The sequence below is a fragment of the Tolypothrix bouteillei VB521301 genome (assembly GCF_000760695.4).
Taxonomy (GTDB): domain Bacteria; phylum Cyanobacteriota; class Cyanobacteriia; order Cyanobacteriales; family Nostocaceae; genus Scytonema; species Scytonema bouteillei_A.
In genome coordinates this window covers 1,094,994-1,119,414 of the sequence record NZ_JHEG04000001.1, presented here as the reverse complement: position 1 = coordinate 1,119,414, position 24,421 = coordinate 1,094,994, and the positions used below count along the sequence as shown (strand labels likewise).

General features: G+C 40.6%; 20 protein-coding genes. 11 read left to right on the top strand and 9 right to left on the bottom strand.

Going from position 1 to position 24,421, the window contains the following annotated elements; all coding sequences use genetic code 11:
- Positions 1–41: 41 nt before the first annotated feature.
- The 5 genes from HC643_RS04360 to HC643_RS04340 form a co-directional block, all read right to left on the bottom strand.
- Entirely contained in the window at positions 42–1,031 is a 990-nt protein-coding gene (locus tag HC643_RS04360; RefSeq protein WP_038096711.1) for an N-acetylglucosamine kinase, read from the bottom strand.
- Positions 1,032–1,052: 21 nt separating this feature from the next.
- Positions 1,053–2,339 (bottom strand): MFS transporter, encoded by a 1,287-nt coding sequence (locus HC643_RS04355; protein WP_072040727.1) that lies wholly within the window; start codon positions 2,337–2,339, stop codon positions 1,053–1,055.
- Between the two features lie 18 nt (positions 2,340–2,357).
- Positions 2,358–3,626 carry a glutathionylspermidine synthase family protein gene (locus tag HC643_RS04350; protein ID WP_038096713.1) on the bottom strand — a complete coding sequence of 423 codons (1,269 nt, stop codon included), beginning with the start codon at positions 3,624–3,626 and terminating at the stop codon, positions 2,358–2,360.
- A 4-nt stretch (positions 3,627–3,630) separates the two neighbouring features.
- Complete coding sequence (locus tag HC643_RS04345) at positions 3,631–3,921, bottom strand: hypothetical protein (protein ID WP_050045573.1); 291 nt, start codon at positions 3,919–3,921, stop codon at positions 3,631–3,633.
- 116 nt (positions 3,922–4,037) lie between these two features.
- The gene (locus tag HC643_RS04340; protein ID WP_038096715.1) at positions 4,038–4,463 is read right to left on the bottom strand and encodes a GxxExxY protein; all 426 of its coding nucleotides are present in this window, start codon (positions 4,461–4,463) and stop codon (positions 4,038–4,040) included.
- 62 nt (positions 4,464–4,525) lie between these two features.
- Between HC643_RS04340 and HC643_RS04335 the strand changes: the two genes are divergently transcribed.
- Complete coding sequence (locus HC643_RS04335) at positions 4,526–7,549, top strand: valine--tRNA ligase (RefSeq protein ID WP_050045574.1); 3,024 nt, start codon at positions 4,526–4,528, stop codon at positions 7,547–7,549.
- A gap of 42 nt (positions 7,550–7,591) precedes the next feature.
- Complete coding sequence (locus HC643_RS04330; RefSeq protein ID WP_038083692.1) at positions 7,592–8,038, top strand: hypothetical protein; 447 nt, start codon at positions 7,592–7,594, stop codon at positions 8,036–8,038.
- Between the two features lie 214 nt (positions 8,039–8,252).
- Here the strand turns inward: HC643_RS04330 and HC643_RS04325 are convergent, their stop codons facing one another.
- Positions 8,253–9,947 carry an alpha/beta hydrolase gene (locus HC643_RS04325; RefSeq protein ID WP_237265830.1) on the bottom strand — a complete coding sequence of 565 codons (1,695 nt, stop codon included), beginning with the start codon at positions 9,945–9,947 and terminating at the stop codon, positions 8,253–8,255.
- Between the two features lie 474 nt (positions 9,948–10,421).
- Between HC643_RS04325 and HC643_RS04320 the strand changes: the two genes are divergently transcribed.
- The 3 genes from HC643_RS04320 (at position 10,422) to HC643_RS04310 (ending at position 15,002) form a co-directional block, all read left to right on the top strand.
- Positions 10,422–11,645, top strand: a complete 1,224-nt coding sequence (locus HC643_RS04320) for a right-handed parallel beta-helix repeat-containing protein (RefSeq protein WP_038083694.1) — start codon at positions 10,422–10,424, stop codon at positions 11,643–11,645.
- A 241-nt stretch (positions 11,646–11,886) separates the two neighbouring features.
- On the top strand, positions 11,887–12,315 hold the full coding sequence (locus HC643_RS04315) for a hypothetical protein (RefSeq protein WP_038083696.1): 429 nt from the start codon (positions 11,887–11,889) through the stop codon (positions 12,313–12,315).
- 650 nt (positions 12,316–12,965) lie between these two features.
- Complete coding sequence (locus HC643_RS04310; RefSeq protein ID WP_237265829.1) at positions 12,966–15,002, top strand: AAA-like domain-containing protein; 2,037 nt, start codon at positions 12,966–12,968, stop codon at positions 15,000–15,002.
- 180 nt (positions 15,003–15,182) lie between these two features.
- Here the strand turns inward: HC643_RS04310 and HC643_RS41995 are convergent, their stop codons facing one another.
- On the bottom strand, positions 15,183–15,311 hold the full coding sequence (locus HC643_RS41995) for a hypothetical protein (protein WP_272899698.1): 129 nt from the start codon (positions 15,309–15,311) through the stop codon (positions 15,183–15,185).
- A 241-nt stretch (positions 15,312–15,552) separates the two neighbouring features.
- Between HC643_RS41995 and HC643_RS04305 the strand changes: the two genes are divergently transcribed.
- A complete protein-coding gene (locus tag HC643_RS04305) occupies positions 15,553–15,987 on the top strand; it encodes a peptidoglycan-binding domain-containing protein (protein ID WP_050045576.1) in 435 nt (144 codons plus the stop codon).
- A 171-nt stretch (positions 15,988–16,158) separates the two neighbouring features.
- On the opposite strand, the gene HC643_RS04300 is transcribed toward HC643_RS04305, so the two are convergent.
- Complete coding sequence (locus HC643_RS04300) at positions 16,159–17,535, bottom strand: GH1 family beta-glucosidase (protein WP_038083698.1); 1,377 nt, start codon at positions 17,533–17,535, stop codon at positions 16,159–16,161.
- Between the two features lie 137 nt (positions 17,536–17,672).
- Here HC643_RS04300 and HC643_RS04295 point away from each other — a divergent pair, with 137 nt between their 5' ends.
- Positions 17,673–17,879, top strand: coding sequence for a hypothetical protein (locus HC643_RS04295; RefSeq protein WP_038083701.1), 207 nt, complete (start codon positions 17,673–17,675; stop codon positions 17,877–17,879).
- Positions 17,880–18,125: 246 nt separating this feature from the next.
- Positions 18,126–18,287, top strand: a complete 162-nt coding sequence (locus HC643_RS04290) for a hypothetical protein (RefSeq protein ID WP_167844621.1) — start codon at positions 18,126–18,128, stop codon at positions 18,285–18,287.
- A 63-nt stretch (positions 18,288–18,350) separates the two neighbouring features.
- Here the strand turns inward: HC643_RS04290 and HC643_RS04285 are convergent, their stop codons facing one another.
- Complete coding sequence (locus HC643_RS04285; protein WP_038083705.1) at positions 18,351–18,665, bottom strand: hypothetical protein; 315 nt, start codon at positions 18,663–18,665, stop codon at positions 18,351–18,353.
- A 376-nt stretch (positions 18,666–19,041) separates the two neighbouring features.
- Between HC643_RS04285 and HC643_RS04280 the strand changes: the two genes are divergently transcribed.
- The 3 genes from HC643_RS04280 to HC643_RS04270 all read left to right on the top strand — a co-directional run bounded on the left by HC643_RS04280 (position 19,042) and on the right by HC643_RS04270 (position 24,343).
- The gene (locus tag HC643_RS04280; protein WP_038083708.1) at positions 19,042–20,259 is read left to right on the top strand and encodes an FG-GAP repeat domain-containing protein; all 1,218 of its coding nucleotides are present in this window, start codon (positions 19,042–19,044) and stop codon (positions 20,257–20,259) included.
- Between the two features lie 590 nt (positions 20,260–20,849).
- Positions 20,850–22,736: a cyclase family protein gene (locus tag HC643_RS04275; RefSeq protein WP_038083710.1), complete on the top strand. Its 1,887-nt coding sequence runs from the start codon at positions 20,850–20,852 to the stop codon at positions 22,734–22,736.
- 110 nt (positions 22,737–22,846) lie between these two features.
- Positions 22,847–24,343, top strand: coding sequence for an aldehyde dehydrogenase family protein (locus tag HC643_RS04270; RefSeq protein ID WP_038083712.1), 1,497 nt, complete (start codon positions 22,847–22,849; stop codon positions 24,341–24,343).
- The last annotated feature ends 78 nt before the right edge of the window (positions 24,344–24,421 follow it).

Below are 24,421 nucleotides of genomic sequence, written 5' to 3'. Positions count from 1 at the left end.
TTTTTCCAAATTGGGATGTTCCCCTTATTCCAGACATAACCTCACAAACTACCTTCCCCCGCCAACCTCTGCAACGCTAACAATCCAGCACCACAAGCAGGTTCGTGACGGGGAAAAATCACTTTTGCTGTCGGAAACATAGTACGAATTGATTTAGCAAATTTATCGCGCATCTTAGATTTTCCCAGCCAAACACTCCCCGTTGTTACAACTTCAAAAAGTTCTCGATGACTAAAAATCGTATCAATAACTGTACCAGTCGCCCTTATTAGCTCTTTCACAGCATCATCGATAATTCTATTAGCAGTTTCATCTCCACAAACAGCAGCACCATCAACAAGAGGTGCTAAAGCTGCTATCTCTTTAACACCCCAACCCCTACGATAGACAACTTCTATCAAATCCTCTAAACTTGCCAGATTGAGGTGCTGTTTAAAAACTTCAACAAGACTGGTAGGAACCTCACGTCCATCGTATGCCTTTAACGCTGCTTGCATACCAGCTACAGCTATTTTATAAGCACTTCCTTCATCACCTAAAATATATCCCCAACCACCAACTCGCTTAATATCTCCCTGATGGTTGCGACCAAAAACTATAGAACCAGTCCCAGCCGCAACCACAATTCCGACGGGATAACCAACTCCCCCAACTAAAGCAATCAAGGCATCATTGCAAATAACAATATTTGGGTCATTATACTTGTTACAGGTTAAATTCCAAGTGATAGGAAGCAAACTACTATTCTGCAATTCAAGCACTATACCTTTTACAACTTCGATATCCTCAGGACGCCCTACACCAGCTAATCCCAAGCAAATCGCTTGCACTCTAATATTAGACGTTAACTTCAACGCCTCAACTGCTGCATTATAAATAGCGGACTCCATCGCTTGTAATGCAGCTTGAATACCTATACTTTGATAATTTGATGCACCAGATTCACCGCGACCTAAAACTTGCCCTGCATCATTCATCAAAACGCAAACAGTTTTACTTCCACCACCATCAATTCCTAAAACATAATTCATAACCTACTTAATTGTTATTCGTTAGTTGTTAGTTGAGATGCGTTTATCTGCAGTTCCTTCTTCCAAAGGAATAAAAAATAGAGTTATCATGCCAGGAACTGTCAACAAACATACTAATATAAAAAATAAGAAATACCCTACTTGTGCCTGAATGTAACCGCTAATTAACCCAGGCAACATTATACCCAAAGCCATAATACCTGTAGAAATAGCAAAATGAGAAGTTTTATATTCTCCTTTAGAAATATACATTAAATAAATACTAAATGCAGTGAATCCAAAACCATATCCCAATTGCTCAAAAGAGACTAAAGCATAAACAAGAGGCAAAGATGGTTTAGCATAAGCCATATAGACATAGAATATATCGGGTAGATTCAATGCCAAAGCCATCGGCAAAAGACATTTTTTTAATCCATACCTTGAAATAACCATCCCACCTGTAATGCCTCCCACAATTAAAGAAAGAACCCCAAAGGTACCGTAGATTAAACCCACAGTTGATGTTGATAGCCCCAATCCTCCTGCTTCTGGTTTATCCAGTAAAAACAATTGAGCTATTTTTAGCAACATTGCCTCACCAAATCTATAAAGCAGTATAAATGCTAAAATAGCCGCAATTTTTTCTTGTTTAAAATAAGAAATAATAATATCAAAAAAAGAAATCTTTGATTGAGCTTCTAACTGACTGCGATCGCCAGCTTCAGGCAAAGGCAAAAAAATCTGATGAAATATAAATAATGTAGCTAATATTAATGATGATAAACCAATAGATAGACTCCAACTCAAAGGAATACTTTTTAGATACTTTTCTTCAAGTATCCCGGCCAAAATTACCAAAAAACCAGAACCAAAAATAAGAGCAATCCGATAAAAAAGCGAACGAATACCCACAAAGAAAGCTTGTTCACCTGGATTTAAAGCCAGTAAATAAAAACCATCCGTTGCAATATCATAAGTTGCCGAAATAAATGCTCCAACAGTCAATCCCGCTAAGGATATAAAAAAGAAATTTGGCAATTGTAATGAAAAAGCAACTAACCCCAGACAACAGAACATAGCCAATTGCGTACCCAGTATCCATGTTCTTTTTGTCCAATAGGTATCAACAATTGGACTCCAAAACATTTTGAGAATCCAGGGAAGATAAAGCAAACTCGTCCAAAATGTAATTTGAGTATTATCGATACCTAATTTCTTGTAAAAAATCACAGAAAGCGTATTGATAATGACATAGGGCATTCCAGAGGCAAAATACAAAGTAGGAATAAACGCCCAAGGAGAACGAGATTTAATTTGCTCTTCCATACAATGACTTGGTTGACTTTAACATCCAATAGGACACCAATAGGAAATATTATCTGTTATTTTCCCCTCAGAAACACGCATTCCTACACCACCTGACACCAATTTATCTTGACCGTTATTGTACAACCAAGCTCCCCAAACTACAGTCATAGATTGCTGGGCGAGTTCTAAAGTGGGAAGTTCCAATAACTCCTGATACACATAATCTTGTTCTATATACCAAGGATCGTTACTGTGACTGCGAACAGCAACCTCTCCCGATTTGACAGCGAATCCTCCTGCACCTTCCCTTCCCAAAATAGGTTTGGCAAAGTATGAATTTCCTATTTTTTCTGGCACCATAGAAGTTTTGGGGAAATAGTCAAAAATTGTTTGAGCATCTTTATGATTAAACAATTCCAATCCCAAATCTGTAATCAGCGCAAATATACTTTTAGGCTGTAGTGCAAAAGCAGAACCAAAGTTAACAATAACAACTTTGTTCTCTAAAATCAGTTGCTCAAGGGCAGGCCACAATCTCTCTCCTTTATCATCTGTATCATAAATAACCCATTCAATGGGATACCACATAAACAATATATCTATAGGTAGCCCCGTTCTAGAATCAAATAGATATTTTCCATCTTTAATACGAAGATATTCTAAAGGTAGTACAGCACTTTTATGATTAAATTTTTTACTCAACCATCTCATCGTACCTAAATCTTCGGCATTATTTAATGCTGTAAAAGCAACACGGCATTCTTGAACTCTTTTCTTGAGCACTTGTGCTGCCCTTTGTATATGTTGATTGAGGGACACACTCAACACATTTTGAGCATCATACACGGGGTCTTTTAATTCAAAATGTTCTGCAACTTTACCATTACCTTCCGTACATTCAAACCAAAAGCTAGGCGTTTGAGGATTTGTTTCAATAACTTTTTTTACGCCTGTCTCTTCATTCCAGCACCAATCCAGTCGCATACAAAATGGTGCAAGAGAATCATGCTTCACTACCTTAATAGCATCTTTAGGAAAGCCATAGTCAAGTAAAGTCTCTTCATCAAGGGTACGAACAATAGACCAAGCTTCCATCAAAACACTACCAACCAATTCAGATGCCTGTTTAATTTCTTGTATAGTTTGTGGGGAAACTGTATGACAGTAATACAACGCGTATGGCGTTTCTTGGTCAGTCAGAGGGATACCCGTTCCTTCCTCAATTGGGCAAACATTATACCAACCCATTTTCATGGATTGAAAGAACTGCTTTCGTTGAGGGCTATCAAAAATATCTACATTCATTCTCTTAACCACCTGCGCTAGCACCGCGACCAAAACTACCAAATCCAGAACGACCTACCTGAGCCGGGGAATAGCTTGAACTACCTCTACTACCACCACGGTATCTATATCCAGAACCCCCATGGTAAATGCGACTGCTACCACCACTGCTAGAGTTATTGCATTCATAGGAGCGCTGTGCTTGTGAGCTGTTGCAGTTTATCTGGCTCGTTTCTGGAACTCGGGTGCAGGAAGCCAACAAGGATATCGTCATGCCGATGACAATAAATTGAAGTAAACTAGGTTTTAATTTCATAAAATTATCGGTATTATTGAGCAATTTAGATGACTACAAGGATGGTGTAACAAATTCCGTTTTTTGTTTAATGAACCGCAGAGGCGCAGAGAGCGCAGAGAGAATGAGGAGAAGAGTTAAGAGGAAAGTACTATTCTTTTGATACCCTGTTTGAGGATGGGAACGTTAAAGTTGATGAGAAGGGCAAGGGTTTGGTTGGTTGTTTTTAGATAGGAAATGACTTGAGCCTCGTGAATGGGTGCTAATTTTTCAACAGCTTTCAATTCGACAACAAGAGTATCACCAACGAAAAAATCTAATTCGCCCTCACCAACTTGATGACTTTTGTAAGTAATTGCTACGGGATATTTAGATTTGTGAGGTATACCCCGCATTTCAAATTCTAGCCTCAAAGCTTGATGATACACCGACTCCAGAAATCCAGGTCCCAACATTCGATGTACCTCAATCGCCGCCCCAATGACAGATCCGGTCAACTCACTCATTTCCTCTCCTAACTCTCTTCTCTCTGCGCCCTCTGCGCCTCTGCGGTTCATTTCCATAAAACACTCCTTAAGCCTGTGGCAAAATTTATAAAAGTCCTTCCACTGATAGTTTTCCCAGCATGACCGCAACAACAAACACAAATCTCCCCAGTCTTTACGAACCCTTCTCCACAGAAGCCAAGTGGCAAAAATTTTGGGAAGAAAACCAAACTTACAAAGCCGACCCCAATCAAAGCAGTCAATCCTACTGCATCGTTATTCCGCCACCTAACGTTACAGGTAGCCTGCACATGGGTCACGCCTTTGACAATTCACTGATTGATACCCTCGTGCGCTACCATCGGATGAAAGGGCTCAATACCCTTTATCTCCCCGGAACTGACCACGCCAGCATTGCAGTACAAGCCATTCTGGAAAAGCAGCTCAAAGCAGAGGGCAAAACTCGCTACGAGTTGGGACGCAACAAATTTCTAGAACGTGCTTGGCAATGGAAAGCAGAATCAGGGGGAACAATTGTCAATCAATTGCGGCGCTTGGGTGTATCGGTAGATTGGACGCGGGAACGGTTTACCCTAGATGAAGGTTTATCTAAAGCTGTAGCTCACGCTTTTACAAGTCTCTACGAAGAAGGGCTAATTTATCGCGGTAAATACTTAGTAAACTGGTGTCCGGAATCACAATCCGCTGTTTCTGATTTAGAAGTAGACTTAAAAGAAGTTGATGGTCACCTCTGGCACTTCCGCTATCCCCTAACTGATGGTACTGGCTCTGTAGAAGTTGCCACAACTCGTCCGGAAACAATGTTGGGCGATACTGCTGTGGCTGTAAATCCAAATGACGATCGCTACAAGCATTTGATTGGGAAAACCCTAACTTTGCCAATTATGAATCGGGAAATTCCCATTATTGGTGATGAGTTAGTTGACCCCACTTTTGGGACGGGTTGCGTAAAAGTCACTCCCGCCCACGATCTGAATGACTTTGAAATGGGTCAGCGTCACAATCTGCCGTTTATTAACATCATGAATAAGGACGGTACGCTCAATGAGAATGCTGGTTCATTCCAAGGACAAGACCGCTTTGTTGCTAGAAAAAATGTTGTTTCTCGTTTAGAAACAGATGGATTTCTAGTAAAAATTGAGGATTACAAACATTCAGTTCCTTACAGCGAGCGAGGGAAAGTCCCCGTTGAACCCCTCCTCTCAACCCAGTGGTTTGTTAAAATTCGCCCAATGGCAGACAGAGCACTGGAATTTCTCGACCAGAAAAATTCTCCTGAGTTTGTTCCCCAACGCTGGACAAAGGTGTACCGTGATTGGTTGGTGAAACTAAAAGATTGGTGTATTTCCCGTCAGTTGTGGTGGGGACACCAAATCCCTGCTTGGTACGCAGTTAGCGAAACAGGGGGAGAAATATCTGACACAACTCCCTTTGTTGTTGCCAAGTCAGAAGCAGAAGCAAGGGAAAAGCTTAACGCACAATTTGGCGATAATGTCAAGATAGAGCAAGATCCAGACGTGCTTGATACTTGGTTTTCTTCGGGGTTATGGCCTTTTTCGACTTTAGGTTGGCCCGAACAAACTCCAGACTTAGCAACTTACTATCCTACCAGTACCTTGGTCACGGGTTTTGACATTATCTTTTTCTGGGTTGCCAGAATGACTATGATGGGTGGGCATTTTACCGGACAAATGCCGTTTAAATCTGTTTACATCCACGGCTTGGTATTGGATGAAAATGGCAAAAAAATGTCCAAATCAGCTGGTAACGGTGTCGATCCGTTGCTTCTGATTGACAAATACGGTACTGATGCTTTGCGTTATACCCTCATTAAGGAAGTTGCAGGTGCAGGTCAAGATATCCGGTTGGATTACAATCGCAAAACAGATGAATCGCCATCAGTAGAAGCAGCCCGCAATTTTGCTAATAAGTTGTGGAATGCTGCCCGTTTTGTGATGATGAACTTAGACGATTTTGGATTGGAGTCGGATAATCGAATATCCAATATTCACTATTCAAAATTGGAATTGAGCGATCGCTGGATTGTTTCCCGCTACAATCAAGTTGTCAAACAAACCAATGATTTCTTCCACAATTACGGATTGGGGGAAGCAGCAAAAGGGCTTTATGAATTTATCTGGGGTGACTTTTGCGACTGGTATATCGAACTTGTGAAATCTCGCTTGCAAAAAGATGCCAACCCTGAGTCTCGCCATGTCGCACAACAAACTCTTGCTTATGTTTTAGAAGGCATCCTCAAATTACTTCATCCTTTTATGCCTCATATTACTGAAGAGATTTGGCATACTCTGACACAGCAACCCATTGATTCCAGGCAAAGTTTGTCCTTACAACTTTATCCAGAAGCAGATGCGAATTTTATTGACTCTGCTTTAGAAGAACAGTTTGAATTACTTTTTGCTACAATTCGTACAATTCGTAACTTGCGGGCTGAGGCAGATATTAAGCCTGGGGCGAAGATAACAGTTAACTTACAAAGCGAAAGCACAAAGGAACAACAAATTCTTAACGCAGGACAGCCTTATATTAAAGATTTGGCTAAGGTGGAGAATTTAACTATTACTGGCGAACAAAAGAATACAACAGTTGCTAGTAAAAACTTATCCATCAATTGGGGAAAAATAGCAGCTATTATTGGCGCTATTTTCGTGTTGAGAGTAGGGTTTGCTGTCGCTGATGCAGTAGACGATCTGCCCTTCTTTGGAAAGTTCTTTGAACTGGTTGGTTTTGGTTATTCTGCATGGTTTGTTGTCCAGAATATCTTGTTGGCTGAAAGAAGACAAAAATTCTGGGAGCAATGGTTTCCACCAACTCCTAAAGAAAATCCACCGCACATTGAAACCCAACCTCAAGAACCAGAACAAGCGATCGCAGGTGTTGTCGGTACGGTACAAGTGGTCATTCCTCTCAAAGGTGTTGTCGATCTTGATACCTTGCGAGCTAAGCTAGAAAGAAGCCTTAACAAAGCAGAAAGCGAAGCTCAATCTTTGCGTGGAAGATTAAGCAATTCCAAATTTGTGGATAAAGCACCACAAGACGTCGTACAGGGAGCAAGAGATGCTTTGGCAGAAGCTGAAAAACAAGCAGAGATTTTACGCGATCGGCTTCGTGGGTTAGCATAGCAATCAAGTAGATTGCTAAAATTAATAACCCAGACAACCGTCATGCTATATCTAGCTCAGGTGCATAAAAATGACTTTCTGGACCAGCTTCAGTTGCGGTTGTTGGCACGTCAGGAAGCTGAACATATGTGGGTTACGATACCAGAAGAAGCTTTTATTCTTTTGGGAAAAGGAAAGATTCTAGCAGAAAAACTACTTGTTCTCGTGGAACTTTCCCCCACAGGTGATATCCAGAGTTTGGAAGAAGCCACTGATTGGGTGCTCAATTTGGTACAGACCTACCTTGCCAATGGTATCACGCCTGAATTCTTGCAACAGGAAACTGAGCGAGCAGAACAGTGGAGACAAAACTTAACATTGCAAAATCAAGACCTAGCCCGTCGCTCTTTAGAGTTGGAAGCCCGTAGAGAGCAAATTCAAGCCTTAGAAGAAAGCCTGAAACGGGAGAAAAACGGTGCAAAGGATGAGGACGCACGGTCTGAACAGTAACACTGGTCTCCGTAAAGACGCGCCATGGCGCGTCTTTACATATCTGATACTCTTAACTGATAGATCTTAACTAAGTTGTGTTATGTCAATGGGTTTTATTCTGACATTAGATTTAGGCACAACAGGTAATCGCACTTTTTTGTTCGATCGCAGCGAGCGTAGAATCGGACAAGCATATCCAGAATTGACATATTTTAGGCAGTTTCAAGTAGATTTATTTTCCACTCTCTTTACTTCTAGCAGCATCCAAGTTCAAAGATTGCACCAAACTCAATGGTAATGGTTCCTGACTGATAGCATTAGCATAACCCGCGCTGAGAAAACGACGGTAACTGGGCTGATTGGCAACGTAAGTCTGGAAAAAGGGAAGACTCAAAGCCGTGATATAGCGACGGGCTATGGCAGGATTTGGACCTACAACTGAGTCTGGAACTGGAATAGCAGAATTTGGTGACTCTGCGATCGTTGAAAAATGTGTGGCATTATTCACCAGAACTAAATATTTATTTGGGGTTGTTAACCATGTGAAGGGTTGAATTTGTTCTGGAAGTGCTGGAGCAACAGTATCAGAACCGCCAGCAACTGTCATGACAGGAATGTTAATCTTACTGAGGCTGGCTTGACCCAAAATAGTACTGTCAATTTGGTTAATTGCGAGCGCAGCTTTTACCCGTGAATCTGATAAGTTATAAGCGATTGGTGGTAAGTTAATAGCCAAACATTGGAGTAATAAAGAAACGTTGACTGCATTTGGTGAAGCTGGGCAATTTTTCTTAAGTTGGTCAAAATTAATCGGTGCTCCTGCTAAAACTAGTGCTGTGTAACCTCCAAAAGACTGTCCCACGACGCCTACTTGCTCCAAATTTAAGCGACCTTTAAAATCTCCATCTGATTGGGATAAGCTGCTAAGTTGATCCAGGAGGTACTTTATATCTAGAGGGCGATCCACAAACTCTCTGGGGCTAGCAACTTCATTTGCTCTACCTGATAATAAGGCTTGTAACTGTTCGGCGTTACTACCGGGATGCTCTGGAACCGCCACAACAAATCCATAGGAAGCAAGGTACTCAGCTAAGTAAGCAAAACTTGTTCTATCAGAACCAAGCCCGTGGGAAATTACAACGACTGAACGAGAACCTGAAGTCAGTGGTAAGTATACGTCAGCCGGGAAAGTCCGAGTGCGGGATATGTCGTTAAGTATGATGGTGCGTTTTTGCCACTTAAAACTACCTGGTTTTAACAATTCTCTTACAGAAACTTCTCCCCCTGCAAAAGCCTTAGCTACTTCTTGAGATGATTGCTCGTTGATGAGTGCAAGCGTTCTTTGAGTCTGATTAACCAACCTCTCGAATGCAGCTGCTATTTCCAAACTGCGAGGTAAATTAATCGAAATAGTTCTGGAGGGAAATCTTTTTAGTACGTTTAATAATGTTAAACCTTTTGGCTCTGCGGCAGCAAGAATCAAGGATGCTCGAATTGCGTAAAATCCACTAATACCAGAATCTTGCTGCACCACTTCTCCAAGATTTTTGAGTAATGTTTCACCAATAGGAGTGTAGAGAAATTGAGACACTTGTACAGAGGTGAGGGGAATAGGTGTCAGCAGAACCTCGCGTAACTGGTTGAGCTGCTTCGTATCGGCATGCTGGGTATATGCAGCCAGTTCATCATCGACTTTACCAGTATGAGCGTATTCTTCCAAAGAACCAATAGGGATAGAGCGTCCCAAAACACCAAAAGAAAGAGTCAGTCGTTCTGCGCCTAAGGAAGGAAGGGGAGTTAGTAGTCCAAGACTGAAAAATCCCAACCCAATTTTTAACCACAGGAATTTTTGAATTTTAGTATAAAAAATATCTAAGTGTGAGCGATCGCGATTGATGGGGATCGGCGAACTTGGTTGGGAACTCATAGTTATCATTTGCAACATTGCTAGCAATTTTAGCTCAATGCCTAAAGTTCCATTCCCAACGCTTGATTTCGCAAACTCCCTACAGTCCATACTTATAGATTTTTCCTCCTATGTAAAAAAACTATTGGCGAAGTTAGCGCTTTGCTCTGGTTCCTAGAGTTATAACGGCTAATATGGCGTTGAGTTTTTATCTAGTATTCCAGAGTATTACTCCATGCATTACGGATAGAGCCAGAAGCTTCTACCCGGCTTAGCTAAAAGTAGGAAAAGTTATAAAAGTAAGAAAAAGAGGTTCTTAAAAGACTTTTTCAAGCAAGAATATTAAAATTTCAGCAGATTAACTATCGCGGTCAAAAAATTGCAGTGTTAGCACTTAGAATACTGAAAAGTCCAGTTCTACCTTTGTTAAGCTTCGAGCGAGACTTCTGTACAAACAATGCAAAAGATGTAATAAGGAGAGAAAACTGAATAGTTATGTCAGCAAACTACAATCCCAACATAGCAGAAGCTCCAGACCATGATGAAATTGGTTGTACCTTTATCGTTGATAGTGTTGAAGATGTGGTCGATCCTGATGATGGAGTCACAACACTCCGTGAAGCGATTTATGCCGCTAACAGTCGAAGCGGACGAGAAAGAATTGTCTTTCAACTGGCATCAGGTTCAGAAATTAAACTCACCGAGCAACTCGATATTACAGACGATCTGATTATAACTGGGCTTGGTGCTGAAAACTTGACTATCAGTGGCAATGATAAATTCAATAACTTCTGTATTAAGAATGCTAAAGTTGCTATCGATGGATTGACTATTGCCAAGGGTCAAGATGGTATTAGTGTTAGGAGTGGCAGCCATCTGACAGTCACGAACAGTGTCTTTAGCAACAATGCCAATGATGGAATTGATATTGGGGGAGATGGGAATAGAGTTTCCGTGTCAAAGACTAGCTTTATCGGTAACGGTGAAGATGGAATTAAGGTAGATGGTGATTGCAATATCATCAATGTGAGTCATTCGCTCTTGAGTAAGAATAAGGATGATGGCATTGATGTTAAAGGAAACAGTCACACTATAGTTTTATCAGAAGTCATTTTAAGCGATAACGGAGACAATGGAGTTGAAGCAGGCACCACAAGTAGTACCATCAGTGCTAGCAATAGTAGTTTCGTTGCCAATGGTGAAGATGGATTTAATCTTGATGAAGGTGATAACAACAGCATTATCCTTAATAATTTAGTAGTCAGCAATAATGCAGATGATGGCATTGACATTATTTCTAACGGTAATAGTCTCAATCTGTCACAAGTCACTATAACTGCCAATAAAGAAGATGGCATACAAATAAACGGTAATTATAATAAATTTACTGCTTGCAATAGCACTTTCAATCACAATGCAACTCACGGCGTTGATATCAATGGCAACAGCAACACTGTGCGCCTCATTGGAATTGCTTCGACTGCTAATGGCAAAGATGGGTTAGCGATCGGTGGAAAATATAACTCTATCACTTCTATTAATAGCTACTTTATTGGGAATAGGCATGATGGGTTGAGTCTTGATAAAAGTGGCAAAAGCCGTATTAATGTAAGTTGTTCGCTTTTTAGCAGCAATACTGGTAATAGTGTTGTCTCAAACAGAGTAAAAGATTATACTAAGAATGAAGTAGAACCTCGTATAAAGAGTAATAGCCAGTAGCAGTCATATTGTATCCGAGTACAGACCGATTATTAACGGAGCAGGTTTTTCCGTCTTTTGCACAGATAGTTTCAGAATAACTAAGCAATGAGAAATGGTTGCTTTATTTACGCCAACCTGTATTAAATAAATTTCTTCTTAATATCAACCATAAGTATATTGATTTAGAATTACGACTTTCTCTAGGCTGAATTAGTACACTGTCAGTTATCATTATTCTCATGATGAAGGTAAATGGGTTATGAATAATGAGTTGCTCCACAAAATACCCTGGCTACCCTTAGTGTTCCTTTGGTTGGCTTATGCTTGGTTGGGTTGGTACCTGTCGGCTCACGATATCGCTTGGTTGGTGGGGGCTTTTGTTGCAGCTTTAGTGTTAGCTATTGCTTGGAGAACTATTGCTTGGTTGGAACGATTAATTCGATTTGGTTCTAGAGCTTTAACTGTTGTCTTGTTTTTAGGTGCTTCTATTGCACTCATAGCAACTTGGTCAATTTTCGTTACGTTCATCGTTTTGCCTTTGACAACGACACTCCTAGCAGAGATGGAGTTTCGTTTTGCTGGATTTGGTAAACGAGATACGTTTTTAGTATTGAGTGCGATCGCTGGATGTGGTTTGGTAATTGGTGAAGTAATAGATCTTCTTATCATACCTAGTAGTAGATATTAACGTAAGTTGGCAGTTAGTTCCCGTAAACGGTATGAAATTGGTACAAAATACACCTTTTGAAGTAATTATCAATACATATTTCTTTTCTTCAGCGCTTAAATTCTAGCGTTTTCGGATCTCTAGCAACTTAAGTTATTAAATATTTAGTCTCAGATTTCAATCTCAATTACAATCTCATTACTCAGTAATAATACTGAAAAATCTAGCAAAACTTAATAAAAATATCAAGTATTCTGTTGGGGATCGTCAAAAATAGGAAGCTCGCTCTGATAGGCTTTCAGCTTACATACGTATATTTTAAACCTCAAATCATTGTTTTATAAAAGTCTACAAAGCAGAAAAAATGAGGGCAAGAACTTTCTTGACTCATTAATTGTGCAATATGCTATATTCTGTAAGAATATTAAAAAATGGTTAAGCCTTGGATAATAAGATGAAAGTTTTATAAATTTTTCTTTAAAAAATGTTTAATGAAGACTATTTTTAAAGTTTTCATAAAGACTTAGTAAACACTCGCAACGTGAGTGAGAGTTTAGTACTAGAATAATTGTTTAGATACTGATATAAAATCGCTTAATGTTATGTTTGTCTGCGTGTAACTACTTATGTAGCCGCATCTATCGATTTACATTCTATACAGGGGTACGTAGGTGTACATTAAAAGTACGTATAGCTACAGGAATGGTTTGCTTCAGACAGACCATTCAACGGAGGTTAATCAAATTTTAGAAGCAGTAGAACAGTCACTTCTGCCAAGACGACTGAGTTCTATTGAAAAGTTTGTGTTACATCAATCCTGGTTGGGACAAACCTACAATGAGATGGCTCAAAGTTCGGGTTATGCGAGCGATTACATCAAGGAAGTAGGTTCCCAGTTGTGGCAAGACATTTCAGATACAGTAGGACAAAGGGTCACAAAGAAAAATCTGCATTTAGTGTTGAATCAGATCCAAACAAATTTTATAGGTAGGCAGAAAAAAGAAGCTGAACCTGAACTAGAAATAATAGATAAAAAGCACGAAAGTGAAGACGTGCAACTTCTAACGATAAATAAAGAAATTCCGTATCCTAACGCTCCTTTAGATCTGACTTCTCCTTTCTACATTAACCGTCCCCCTGTTGAAGAAATCGCTTATCAAGAAATTAGTCAACCTGGATGTGCGATCGGAATTAGAGCACCTAGAAAAATGGGGAAGAGCTCTCTACTACACCGCATTGTTTCATACTCAAAAGCTTTAGAGTACAACACAGTTTATTTGGACTTTCAAGAAGCAGACGAATCCATCTTTATTTCTCTCGAAAAATTTTTACGATGGTTTTGCGCTAATGTCAGCAGACAATTGAACCTCAATCCCAAGCTAGATAATTTCTGGGATGAGGATATGGGAAGTAAAGTGAGTAGTAAGCTTTATTTTGAAGCATATATCTTAAAGCAGGTTGCTAATGCTGTTGTTATCGTTTTAAATGAAGTTAACAGAGTTTTTGAACACCCAACTATTGCGAAAGATTTTTTGCCAATGCTGCGGTTTTGGCACGAGCTTGCCAAACAAGAGAAAATTTGGCAAAAGTGTCGCTTAGTTGTAGCACATGCCACAGAAATATGCGTTCCGCTCAATCTCAATCAATCCCCTTTTAACGTTGGACTGACAATAACGCTACCAAAGTTTACTCCAGAGCAAGCTTGGGATTTAGCACAACGTTATGGATTAATTTGGGCTAGTGGTGAAAAAGGCAAACAAAATCTTGCCCCACTCATAAAAATGTTATCCGGGCATCCCTATCTCTTAAATCTTGCATTCTATTATTTACAACGGGAAGAAATAACCTATGAGGAATTGCTGCAAACAGCGGCTACATCATCAGGAATTTTTAGCGACTACTTACGGGGTAATCTAGCTATCCTTCAAAAAGCACCAGCATTGGTATCGGCTTTTCAACAGGTAGTTAATTCTAATGAAAGCGTTCACTTGGATGCGATCGCAGCTTTTAAATTAGAAAGCATGGGGCTTATTGAGCTTGATGGTAATCGGGCAAAGCCTAGCTGTGAATTGTACCGTCTTTATTTTCGAGAGCAGTTGCAACACGAAAAGATACAAAATGTCGCCGAGACAGAAGAGTTAGTGACAGAATTACAAAAGATAGGATACGCAAATCATCTTGATGAACTCACCCACCTTCCAACGAGGCACAACTTCAATCAGTACATGGAAAATAACTGGGAAGAATGGGCAAAGGAAGCTTTGCCAATCTCTCTAGTGCTATGTGAAGTAGATTACTTTAAGTTCTTCAATGCAGCTTATGGATATAAAGTTGGAGATGAGTGTTTGCAATTAATTGCAAATACTATTAGCGATCGCTTAGATGAATATCCAGAGTATTTTATAGCACGTTATGCAGGTGCTAAGTTTGCCATAATTGTGCCTCTTTTGAGTACTGAGTTTGCTCTTAACATTGCAACGCATATTAGAGATGATGTTATTGGATTGGCAATTAAGCACGACCGTTCTATATTTGGTGGGTTTTCATCTCGTGTACTGACAGTAAGTTTGGGAGTAGCAAGTATTATTCCAAGTAAAGAAAATCCTCCGGAAGTTCTGGTTGAAGCTACTGAAAGCGCACTTCATCAAGCTATCCGCAGAGGTCGAAATTGTGTAAGTATAAGTGCAACTTCGATGGTTGAGTTTTAAGCATTATTAGATGCCTGAAAACACCTCTTAATCTAAAAGAGAAGGATCGAGAAATGATAGTTCAACTCGTATAAAGATACTTAGGAAATACTATCTAATACTTGCCTTAGCGATTAGAAATCGCATCTATACAGGCAAAACCCAAGTAGGTTAAGTTTCAAACTCTTAATTTTGGTGAGTCTATCCAAGCGATGAGTCCCGTGCTGATAGCGCGTAGTACTTACGAGATAGTCTGTGGTATCGCGCAGCATATCGCAATATTAAGTAAGCATTTTGGATCGCCGATCGTTCTCGAGAATTATTACCCATTAATGATGACCTAAAATTATCTCGTTGGTTAGACATTCTACAACTTTTAAGTCCCACCTATGAACCATGCAAAAGTTTCATAATTTTATTATTTTGAAATAAATTCATTTGTCAAAAAATTAACTTATAGATGTAGCTCGAGATTGTTTGACTTTACATGAACACACATAGTGATGAACTCAAAACTCCTTATTTAAAAATTAAAAACGATTTTGTCCGTCTTCTTAAAAAGGAGAATTTTATGAAAACCAAATGGATTAACCCACATATACGATTTCTTAGTATTTTCTCAGCGATCGCATTGGCTGCTTTGCCTTTTACCAGCAAACCAACAGCGGCTCAAACTCCTCTAAATGCATCTGCTGAGAAGAAGCTCAATCAATATACAGCTCCAACAAAATTAGTATCAATCAGCGAGATCGGCCAATATTCACCAGAAGCAGCACCAAAGTTACAACTTGGAAGTGAAGGAGCACCTGTTAGAGACGTTCAAGCTTTTTTAAAAGAACAAGGCTACTACACGGGTGCGCTTGATGGTGTTTACGGTTCTGCGACTGCGGCTGCAGTTAAAGCTTTTCAGCAGAAGCACGATCGCTTAACTAATGATGGAATTGTTGGATACAGTACTTGGAATGCAATGATTGAGATTAAACGTAACCCTTCAGTTAATAATTAATACCAATTTTATGTAAAGTTGCACATTATTCTCCTCACCCTAGAAGGGTGAAACTATACAAGCAAAGCCTGCGAAGGCAGGCTTTGCTTGTATGCATCTTCATAGAAAATTGGTATAAGGGTAATTACGAGTTACTCCCATCGCCAGTTGTAAGTATTTTCAAACTTTGTATCAAACAATGCTGTTTTGACGGATACACTCTGCATACCACTCAAAACTAGCTTTTGGGATACGTTGCTGTGTTTTGTAATCTATATATGTAATTCCAAAACGTCGGGAGTATCCCCACGCCCACTCAAAATTGTCCATTAAGCTCCATACAAAATATCCCTTTAAAGGATACCCTTCACTCACAGCACGATGAGCTGCTTTGAGGTACTGTCGCAAGTAGAAAATTCTATCCGTGTCAATGACTTCGCCATGAGTGTTAATTTCATCTTGCGTGGCGCAGCCGTTTTCCGTAATGTAAACGGGTAAGTCATTTCGTTGCATAGTTTCACTAATGTGACGAATGCCCCAATAAAGACTCTCTGGCACAATATTTAACCAGGGCATATACATTTGTGGGTAACCTTTAGGTAAATCGAGAAATTCATAACCGAGTTTATTATCTGCAGCACGAACATAAGTTCCCGTGTATATATTTAAACCGATCGCATCCAGGGGTTGATGAATTATTTCCAAATCACCAGGTTGAACATCGGGTGCTTGTTCTCCCAATAGATCGAGCATGGCAGAACTGTAGTTACCTGTCAGTGCTGGAAAAATAACTCCACCATTTACCCAGCTAGTTTGGAAAGCATTTTTGGCTGCTGTAATATTGGCTGGGGATTCGTTAATCGGAACTGTAACCGAGATATTATCTACCAGAGACACTTGACAGGGAATAGGTGAGGCTTCTCGAATTGCTTGGCATCCCAAACCATGAGCAAGTAAAGCGTGGTGAGAAGTTTGCCAAACTTCCTTTGCACTGCTAACACGTTTGCCTGGAGCATGGGGTGCTTCTCGCTCTGCATCATAACTTAAATGAGTAAAACAGGGAATTTCATTCAGAGTTATCCAATGACCGATACGCGATCCCAGCCGCTTGACAACTGCTTTCACGTAGTCGGCGTAATCATATGCCATTTGGCGACTTTGCCAAGAACCGTACAAATCCTCAAGTGTTTGAGGGCTATCCCAATGAAACAGAGTAACGTGAGGCGTGATGCCATGCTCGAGCAAGCAGTCTACCAAACGCTTGTAAAAATCAATACCTTCTTCGTTGACTGTACCGCGACCATCAGGAAGAATACGAGTCCAGGCAATACTGAAGCGGTAGTGTTTGATTCCCAAGGTTACCATCAGTTCTACATCTGATTGATAGCGATGGTAATGATCGCACGCAACTGCACCCGTATCACCATTAAGCACTTTTCCCTGAGTGGCGCTAAAAGTGTCCCAAACACTGGGTTTGCGACCTCCTTCTTCATATGCACCTTCTATTTGGTAGGAAGCAGTAGCAGCACCCCAACAAAAATCTTGCGGAAATTGGTAAAAATTTGTCATTGCTCTACCTTGTGATAGTTTGTAAAGTTTTAGTGAGGAAATAAAGCCTATCGAAAGAGAGATTGTAAAGATTTCTTAAAAAGAGCGAAAATAAGCTTATGGGCAGTTGTAGTTATTTCACTACATAGGTTGAGATTATGATGTTAATCCGTGAGGTTGTTCAACAGGTTATAACAACTGGATATCTTACCGTTACTGCGGAAGAACAGTTGCGAAAACTTTTACAAACAAAGTATGACATAGAAGATTTTGATGCTTTTATGTCGTTGCAGGAAGCTGCCAGTTTGGGGCGAATTCGGCAGGAGTCCCGTGACCTAATGATTTGCGAGCAGCAGGCACAATAAGTGAGGGAGTGGGCTGTGATGCGATATTGCCTCTGTTGTCCTCGAACTAGTGCAGTTATGTCACTCAATCAAATGTAGTTCGGTGAATCTCCAAATCTATTTCCCGGATTTTTTCCGGAAATTACCTCAGATAGAGTGATAGTTGATGGAAAATTGGGAATACTGATTAACGTTCGGGCATTAATGGTAAATTCATTCATGCAATGAGATTCACAAACCCCCAATCGGCAACATAGAGGTAAACTTATGACAACTATAGAAACTCACCCTACCCAACAACAATCTTCTAAGAAGAGACAAAAATCTTTTTCTGCGGTGGATATTGGCACTCCTTTAAGACCAATACGTCCGCGTCCAATCAAGCAGCAAGAGTGCGAACAACTTAGCGACTGGAAACACGCAAGTTAATGAAACGGGATTCTTCTCAAGTAAATACACCATGTAGCTGTGGTAAGAGCTATTCTGTCTTTCTCAAATTTCGGTTTTACACGGGCTTTTGCACTGTGAGGCAATTAAAATTGGCTGTGGGTTTAGACGCTGCAACTTGTTACCACTGCTAACTCTATCGATTTTTGCTATCTCTGCTCTTGCAGGGGAATAAGGTGATTCTGTTTTCAAGCGATCGCCCGTCTCGAGCATTGAGGGAATCCTATCAAAAGCAATACTGCGGGTATAGTTTTGTCGATCGATATTGTTTGTTACTCTTGTGGCTTCGGCAGATTGTATTCCAGAAGCAACGATAATAGAAATAGTTAAAAATGAAAAAGTAGATAGTTTTAATTTCATAGCTAAGAAGTGAAAATATAAATAATTTGTCCTCCTCTCTATAACTAAAATTAAGCTATTTATTCTTTTAACGCAGTACGAAAAAGTCCTGAGAACTGTAAGTCTCAAAGGTTGGGTAAGTCAGATTTTGTAAGAAATAGTAACTTCAGTAGCTAATAAATAGCGAACGCAACCCAATAATACTTAGATAACTCAGTAGGATCGGCAGTGCCAAACGTTCGCTCTTGCTTGGCAGTGCCTTGCCTGACTTGAGAATAGAGCGTTCTAAAGCTTATGCAACTTTTACACATCAGAAATTATTAGATGTTACCTTTTAACAGAAACATTATAAAAAAGCAGTTAAAAAAATGATGAACACTAGTCGTAACCAAACATTATGTTTGAATCTAAAACTGTCAATTCTACAAGTACTAGTGAACTTTCGTCTCTGCTAATCTCCAATAATTCTGTGATTACAGATGCTTTAGACACTACTTACGATTGGGGGCGATCGTCACAAAATCTGCTAAGTGATTTGTCTGATTCAACGCTTGCAACAACAACGGCTAAAAATCCCAATCCCAACCCTCAATACAGTAATGCAGCACTCGTTCCCGACTTTAACGGTGATGGCAAAACTGACAAATTTTGGCGTAATACCCAAACGAATGAAGTGGCTATTTGGCAGATGGATGGCACAAGGGTAGCCAATGGATCCACCCCCAGACAGATAGATTTTTCTTGGGACTTTTCCTATGCAGATTTCAATCGGGATGGGAAAACAGATTTGTTTTGGCGTAACAAATCAACAGGAGAAAACCTTATTTGGATTATGGATGGGGTTAACATTGCCTCTGAAGTTTATTTGGACAAAATCGACGCGGCATGGACTGCGAGTATTGCTGACTTTAATGGCGATGGTAAGAGTGACATTTTCTGGCGCAACTCTCAAACGGGTGATAATGCAACTTGGTTGATGGATGACACTAGAGTCCTTACTTCTGCTTTTATTGATGCAGCCGACTCATCTTGGACTTCTAACATCGTTGATTTCAATGGCGATGGTAAGAATGACATTTTTTGGCACAATACAGTATCTGGGGAAAATGCCGTCTGGTTTATGGATGGTACTAATACCTCAAAATATGGTCTGTCATCATTAGATCCCACATGGGACAGCTACACCTTTGGTGATTTTAACGGAGATAACAAAACCGATATTCTCTGGCGCAATAACCAAACGGGGGAAAACACGGTGTGGTTGATGAATAGTATTTTCATCACTTCTGGCTCCGTGCAAAAGCTCGATCTTTCTTGGAAATCTAGCGTAGGTGATTTTAATGGTGATGGTAAGACGGATATTCTCTGGCACAATGAAACGACTGGCGAGAACACTGCTTGGTTAATGGATGGCACAACAGTTTCTACTGCTGCCTTCTTACCTGCAACTGATGTGGCTAAACAGCCCAAAGTTGGTGATTACAATGGCGATGGTAAGACTGATGTGTTCTGGCGCAATTACAACTCTGGTGAAAACTCCATTTGGACTGTTAATGGAACAACGACCTCTGAAACTCCTCTAGACACAATTTCTCCAGAGTGGATTGCCTATTAATAAAAGTCCTCGTAGTACAGTATGACCTTAAGGGCGCAAGGCATTGCGCCCTTTTTGTTTTCTTGGCTTGAAATTCACTGTTAATTAACTATCTGTATCGAAAGATTATCAGTGAAGGCACTAATATACGCTTATTAATTGGTTACAGAGTTTTAACTGTACAATACAGTTGCACATTTTAGTATATTTAATTACCATTAAAAAATAGAATTTGTCGTTATTCAAACTTTGTGCTTTGACTTTTAAGAGCCAATAATTAGAAAAGACACGTATTTTTAGAGAAATTTTCAACGCATAACGTATTTCTTAGATTTTTACAACTACCCAGAGTAATACTTATACAAAATTGTAAAATTCAGCACATAAAAATTATTAATTTTTTATAACTGTTATAGAGTTTAGAGAATATTTTTACTAAAACTTAACCGTTTCTTAATTTTAAATTTACTTCTTGGCTGTTAATTTATTAATAATTCACTTTTTGCTGCAACATTTGAACCCTCCAAAACCTAGTATTTCTGGGAGTTGGGGGGGTTCTTTACTTGAGAAATAGCAGTAAAAAAAGAAATGGCAATCAAATATAGCTGGCGATGGATGGTGTTAAACAAGAAACTCTAGACAATACGGATTCTCTTTTACAAGTAGCCCGGTCTTTCTTGCAAAAAGAAGTAGCACCTTTGGCGAATGAGATAGACTTTAACTCAAACGCTTTATTTCAAGCACTGCAAGGTTTGGGAAAGTTAGGGATGCTTGCTCTGAGAGTACCAGACAGATGGGGTGGAAGAGAAGTCAGCGAGCAAGTATTCGGTAGTTTTCAAGAACTGGTAGCCCGATATTCTGGTGCTCTAGCTTTTTTACAAACCCAACACCAAAGTGCTGCTAGTATGCTTGTTGCTAGTCATAATACTTCTCTTCAACAGAAGTACCTTCCCTATATGAGTGACGCTCAAGTTTTACTGGGAGTGGGTTTTTCTCAGCTACGACGTGAAGGAGAAGCACTTGTTACTGGCGTACCAGTACTGGGGGGTTATCAACTCAATGGAGTTGTACCTTGGGTTACAGGTTGGAATCTTTTTAGTAAGTTTATTGTTGCTGCTACTTTACCTGACGATCGCGCTGTTTTCGGTATAGTCCCTTTGGTAGAAATACATCAAGAGTCAGGAGGTGCGATAAGCGAGCATAACGGTTTAAGCCGTATAGAGTTTTCACCGCCCGCACAGCTTGCAGCGATGACATCTACCAACACCGTCAAAGCAACTTTGACTGACTGGTTTTTGCCTGCAGAAGATGTTGTTTTCATTAAACCTGCTGGCTGGATTCATGACAATGACAAGAAGAATGTTCTGCGTGCGACTTTTTTGGCTACGGGATGTGCTCTTGGTGGTTTGGATATTTTAGAGTCTGCTGCAAAGAAAAAATCTCTGCCTTTTATGACCAATGCTTTTGAAAGTCTTGAGCAGGAACTCAACAATTGTCGCACTGCTATTCGAGAAGCACAACAAAATTTAGAGATGTCTGTTGCAGAACGGTTGCAATTGCGGGCTTGGGCAATCGATCTAGCGGCTAGAATTTCCCATACAGCGATCGCGGTTTCTAGTGGCTCTGCGCTCTACAGCGATCGTAACGCACAACGGGTTTATCGCGAGGCACTGGTATTTACCGTGACCGGTCAAACTTCTGCTGTTATGGAGGCTACTTTGGGGAGGTTGACTCGAAAGCAAAATCTGTTTGATGAACTGCACGGGCGCAGAGAAAGCAAAGAAGGTGAGAAGAAAAGACGTATTACTTATTCGCGTGTAGTGCATTTGAGCCATACGATTGATACAGGAATTCCCTTGTGGAAAGGCGATCCCCCTGTTGAATTTGAGACTGTAGCAGAGTTAGATAAAGATGGTTATTACTTGCGGCGGTTTTCTCTAGGAGAACACAGTGCGACTCACATGAATGCTCCTAACAGCTTTTACGCTGATGGTGTGAGTATCGATCGCTATCCTGCAAATTCGTTAATTTTACCAGCTGTGACAATCTCGATTCGGGAGCAAGCACTGAGTCATCCAGATTGCGTTCTTTCTACGGACAATATTCTCGCTTGGGAACAACAAAACGGCAAAATTCCCTCGAACTGTATAGTGCTCCTTCATACAGGTTGGCAGGAAAAGTGGTTGGATGAAAATGCTTTTTTTAACTGGGATTCTCACGGAGGAATGCACTTTCCTGGATTTGGATCTGAGGCAACAAAGTTTTTGCTAGAAGAGCGTCAGATTGCGGGAGTAGGAATTGATACTCACGGAGTCGATGCAGGTCAAGAAACTACTTTTGCAACTAACTTTCTAGTATTAAAAGAACCACGTATTGTATTGGAGAATTTGACTAATTTAGACCAGTTACCACCAAAGGGAACTACGCTTGTTATTGGTGTTCTGAGGTTAAAAGATGGTTCTGGCTCCCCTGCTGCAGTAATGGCTTTGATTCCTTAGGAATGAGTTACATTTGTTGCCAATGTTACAATCTGTTATTTCATTTGACGATAATAAATAGTACAAGCCACACTGGGAGTCATGGGTCTTACAATCCGGAGGTGTAAAAAATGAGCAATTTCCTAACTTGTCGTAATTACATCGCCGGAGAATGGGTAAATGCTGCATCAGGAGCTACCTTAGAAAGCCGCAATCCTGCAGACAGGGGTGAAGTCGTTGCCACCTGTCCGCGTTCGGCTGCAACTGACGTTGAGACAGCCGTAGCTGCTGCTCGTCGTGCATACCGCAGTTGGCGGCTTATTCCAGCCCCAGCTAGAGCAGAATACGTTCAACGAGTCGGAGAACTCTTGCGTCAGTATAAAGAAGAACTGGCTTTATTAATGAGCCGGGAAATGGGTAAACCTCTGGCAGAAGCAAGGGGCGATGTTCAAGAAGGCATTGATTGTGCCTATTACAGTGCTGGCGAAGGACGTCGTTTATTTGGGCAAACTACACCATCTGAAATGCCCAATAAATTTGCCATGACAGTGAGAATGCCTGTTGGGGTTTGTGCTCTGATTACACCGTGGAATTTTCCAGTTGCTATTCCTTGTTGGAAAGCAATGCCAGCTTTAGTATGTGGTAATACCGTAATTCTCAAGCCAGCAGAAGATACTCCTGCTTGTGCTACCAAACTCGTAGAAATTTTCGCAGAGGCTGGTTTTCCTGATGGTGTTATCAACTTGGTACATGGAGTGGGAGAGGAAGCGGGGAAAGCTTTAGTTGAGCATCCTGATGTTGACTTAGTCTCTTTCACTGGATCTTCTGAAACGGGTGCTTTTGTTGCTTCTACCTGCGGGCGAACTCACAAACGCGTGTGTCTGGAGATGGGTGGTAAAAATGCCCAAATTGTCATGGAAGATGCGGATTTGCAACTTGCTTTGGATGGTGCGGTCTGGGGCGCATTTGGAACTGCAGGTCAGAGATGTACTGCAACCAGTCGTTTGCTGCTACATCGCGATATCAAAGAGAAATTTACCTTTATGCTGAAAGAACGTACCAGTCAGCTGCGGTTGGGTCCCGGTACTGACTCCGATACCGATGTAGGACCTATTGTTAATGAGAAGCAACTCCAACGCGTTAGCAAATATCTAGATATTGCCCGTGAAGAAGGAGCAAAGGTTTTAATCGGTGGAGAAGTGGCTGCTGTGGAAGGTTTGCAGAACGGCTACTTTTTCCAACCGACTATTTTAGATTTTGTCACTCCTCAAATGCGCGTTGCTCGTGAAGAAATATTCGGACCTGTCGTGGCGTTGATAGAAGTACGCTCTTTTGAGGAAGCAATCGCAATCCTGAACGATACACCTTACGGTCTTTCATCTTCCATATATACTCGCGATATCAACCGTGCTTTCACTGCCATGCGCGATATTGAAGCCGGTATTACTTACATCAACGGTCCCACAATTGGTGCCGAGGTACATTTACCTTTTGGTGGTGTCAAGCAAACGGGTAACGGACACCGAGAAGCTGGTACTGCAGTTTTGGATGTATTTACGGATTGGAAAACTGTCTACGTAGATTTCTCTGGAAACTTACAACGCGCTCAAATTGATAATCGTGGATGAATCCTGTTTTGAAAGACGAGCGCAAAAATAAATGGGTGAGTTTGATAGTGGGATACTTTACACAAAGCAAATATTCGC

Bases quoted from the DNA above. Each gene is read 5' to 3' on its own strand.
- HC643_RS04275 (WP_038083710.1), top strand. From the start codon at position 20,850: ATGGATGGTGTTAAACAAGAAACTCTAGACAATACGGATTCTCTTTTA.
- HC643_RS04300 (WP_038083698.1), bottom strand. From the start codon at position 17,535: ATGACAAATTTTTACCAATTTCCGCAAGATTTTTGTTGGGGTGCTGCT.
- HC643_RS04340 (WP_038096715.1), bottom strand. From the start codon at position 4,463: ATGGAAATGAACCGCAGAGGCGCAGAGGGCGCAGAGAGAAGAGAGTTA.
- HC643_RS04350 (WP_038096713.1), bottom strand. From the start codon at position 3,626: ATGAATGTAGATATTTTTGATAGCCCTCAACGAAAGCAGTTCTTTCAA.
- HC643_RS04325 (WP_237265830.1), bottom strand. From the start codon at position 9,947: ATGAGTTCCCAACCAAGTTCGCCGATCCCCATCAATCGCGATCGCTCA.
- HC643_RS04290 (WP_167844621.1), top strand. From the start codon at position 18,126: ATGACAACTATAGAAACTCACCCTACCCAACAACAATCTTCTAAGAAG.
- HC643_RS04360 (WP_038096711.1), bottom strand. From the start codon at position 1,031: ATGAATTATGTTTTAGGAATTGATGGTGGTGGAAGTAAAACTGTTTGC.
- HC643_RS04330 (WP_038083692.1), top strand. From the start codon at position 7,592: ATGCTATATCTAGCTCAGGTGCATAAAAATGACTTTCTGGACCAGCTT.
- HC643_RS04305 (WP_050045576.1), top strand. From the start codon at position 15,553: ATGAAAACCAAATGGATTAACCCACATATACGATTTCTTAGTATTTTC.
- HC643_RS04315 (WP_038083696.1), top strand. From the start codon at position 11,887: ATGAATAATGAGTTGCTCCACAAAATACCCTGGCTACCCTTAGTGTTC.
- HC643_RS04345 (WP_050045573.1), bottom strand. From the start codon at position 3,921: ATGAAATTAAAACCTAGTTTACTTCAATTTATTGTCATCGGCATGACG.
- HC643_RS04320 (WP_038083694.1), top strand. From the start codon at position 10,422: ATGTCAGCAAACTACAATCCCAACATAGCAGAAGCTCCAGACCATGAT.
- HC643_RS04280 (WP_038083708.1), top strand. From the start codon at position 19,042: ATGTTTGAATCTAAAACTGTCAATTCTACAAGTACTAGTGAACTTTCG.
- HC643_RS41995 (WP_272899698.1), bottom strand. From the start codon at position 15,311: ATGGGTAATAATTCTCGAGAACGATCGGCGATCCAAAATGCTTACTTA.
- HC643_RS04285 (WP_038083705.1), bottom strand. From the start codon at position 18,665: ATGAAATTAAAACTATCTACTTTTTCATTTTTAACTATTTCTATTATC.
- HC643_RS04355 (WP_072040727.1), bottom strand. From the start codon at position 2,339: ATGGAAGAGCAAATTAAATCTCGTTCTCCTTGGGCGTTTATTCCTACT.
- HC643_RS04295 (WP_038083701.1), top strand. From the start codon at position 17,673: ATGATGTTAATCCGTGAGGTTGTTCAACAGGTTATAACAACTGGATAT.
- HC643_RS04270 (WP_038083712.1), top strand. From the start codon at position 22,847: ATGAGCAATTTCCTAACTTGTCGTAATTACATCGCCGGAGAATGGGTA.
- HC643_RS04335 (WP_050045574.1), top strand. From the start codon at position 4,526: ATGACCGCAACAACAAACACAAATCTCCCCAGTCTTTACGAACCCTTC.